General features: G+C 71.1%; 2 protein-coding genes. Both read right to left on the reverse strand.

Features of this window, described 5'->3' with window-relative positions; translation table 11 throughout:
- Positions 1 to 206: 206 nt before the first annotated feature.
- A complete protein-coding gene (locus FHS29_RS27690) occupies positions 207 to 881 on the reverse strand; it encodes a Crp/Fnr family transcriptional regulator (protein ID WP_015097742.1) in 675 nt (224 codons plus the stop codon).
- Between the two features lie 198 nt (positions 882 to 1,079).
- Positions 1,080 to 1,331 (reverse strand): hypothetical protein, encoded by a 252-nt coding sequence (locus FHS29_RS27695; RefSeq protein ID WP_015097743.1) that lies wholly within the window; start codon positions 1,329 to 1,331, stop codon positions 1,080 to 1,082.
- Positions 1,332 to 1,571 lie beyond the last annotated feature (240 nt).

A 1,571-nucleotide genomic window follows, 5' to 3' on the forward strand; every position in this document is an offset into this window, starting at 1 on the left:
CGTGCCGGGGGGTGGGGCGTGGGGTGAGCCCCGTCTCTCTCGGGGCTTCCCCCCCCAAAACCCCGCCACGACCTACCGACGCGACCTCGCGGGTGTGCTCCCGGAGGTGTGCCCCCTGGAGGTGTGCTCCCGGAGGTGTGCCCCTGGAAGTGGGCGCTGAGCGGGTTGCCTGTGGGCGCGACCTGGGTCGTGCGGGTTGTCCTGGGTTACCTTGCCCGGCGGGCCAGGCGTTCGGGGTCCAGGATCAGGACGCTCTTGCCTTCCAGGCGCAGCCAGCCGCGGTGCGCGAAGTCGGCCAGGGCCTTGTTCACCGTTTCGCGGGATGCGCCCACGAACTGGGCGATCTCCTCCTGCGTCAGGTCGTGGGTGACCCGGAGCAGGCCGGCCTCCTGGCTGCCGAAGCGCTGTGCGAGCTGCAGCAGCGCCTTGGCGACCCGGCCGGGCACGTCGGTGAAGATCAGGTCGGCCAGCATCGAGTTCGTCCGGCGCAGCCTGCGCGCCAGCGCCCGGAGCAGCTGCTCCGCGATCTCCGGCCGGTTGGTGATCCACTGCCGCAGCGCGGGGCGGTCCATGCTCACCGCGCGCACCTCGGTCACCGTGGTCGCGGTGGACGTGCGCGGACCGGGGTCGAAGATCGACAGCTCGCCGAACATGTCGGAGGGTCCGAAGATCCCCAACAGGTTCTCGCGGCCGTCCGGCGACTTGCGCCCGATCTTCACCTTGCCCGATTGGATGATGTAGAGCCGGTCGCCCGGCTCGCCTTCCGCGAAGATCACGTGGCCACGCGGGAATTCAACGGACTCCAGCGTCTGCGCCAGTGCCTCCGCTGCAGCCGGTTCAACCCCCTGGAAAATGCCCGCGCGGGCCAGGGTCTCGTCCACCTCGTCCCTCCTGTCGAGACGCGACGGCTGGTCGAGCGCGTTCCGCCTTCTGGCGGATCAGCGCCTTGCCGTCGATCACTGAGTGCAGTCTAAGCGCTGTGCCTGGGATCGCCCTTCGGCGCGCCGTCGACCCAGCCCCGGACAGCCCGATAAGGCCCACCGGGGGTGACCCCGTGGGCCTCGCCGGTCCTTGCCCCGCTAGCGGCGGGTGCGCCGCTGACGCAGGTTCCTGGCACGACCACCCAGCCTGCGCAGCCGGAACAGCTCCAGCGCGCGGCCGATGCCGTGCCCGTAGAGCGCCCTGACCTCGTCGGGGCGCGCCGACTCCAGGAACTCCTCGACCTCGTCCTCCTGGACGGCGACGTGTCGGAGACGAGCTTCAACGCGCTCCATGAAGAGCGCGAAGAACATGATCACGATCGGAACGGCGATGACGAACCAGGCAGTCATGATGGCTCCGATCCTTGCGCATGCCTCCTGGCCGCGCATCCGAGGGGGGTCGCTCCGGTGTGTCGCGTCGTCTTGTATTGAGGGGACGTACACCGCCCGGCGGTGGTTGCCTCGGTCACCGGGATACCCCAACCCCACATGATCACCCCACCCCCCGCGCCCCACCCCCCGCGCCCCACCCCCCGCGCCCCACCCCCCGCGCCCCACCCCCCGCGCCCCACCCCCCGCGCCCCACCCCCC

The organism is Saccharothrix tamanrassetensis (assembly GCF_014203665.1).
Lineage (GTDB): Bacteria > Actinomycetota > Actinomycetes > Mycobacteriales > Pseudonocardiaceae > Actinosynnema > Actinosynnema tamanrassetense.

Bases quoted from the DNA above. Each gene is read 5' to 3' on its own strand.
- FHS29_RS27695 (WP_015097743.1), bottom strand. From the start codon at position 1,331: ATGACTGCCTGGTTCGTCATCGCCGTTCCGATCGTGATCATGTTCTTC.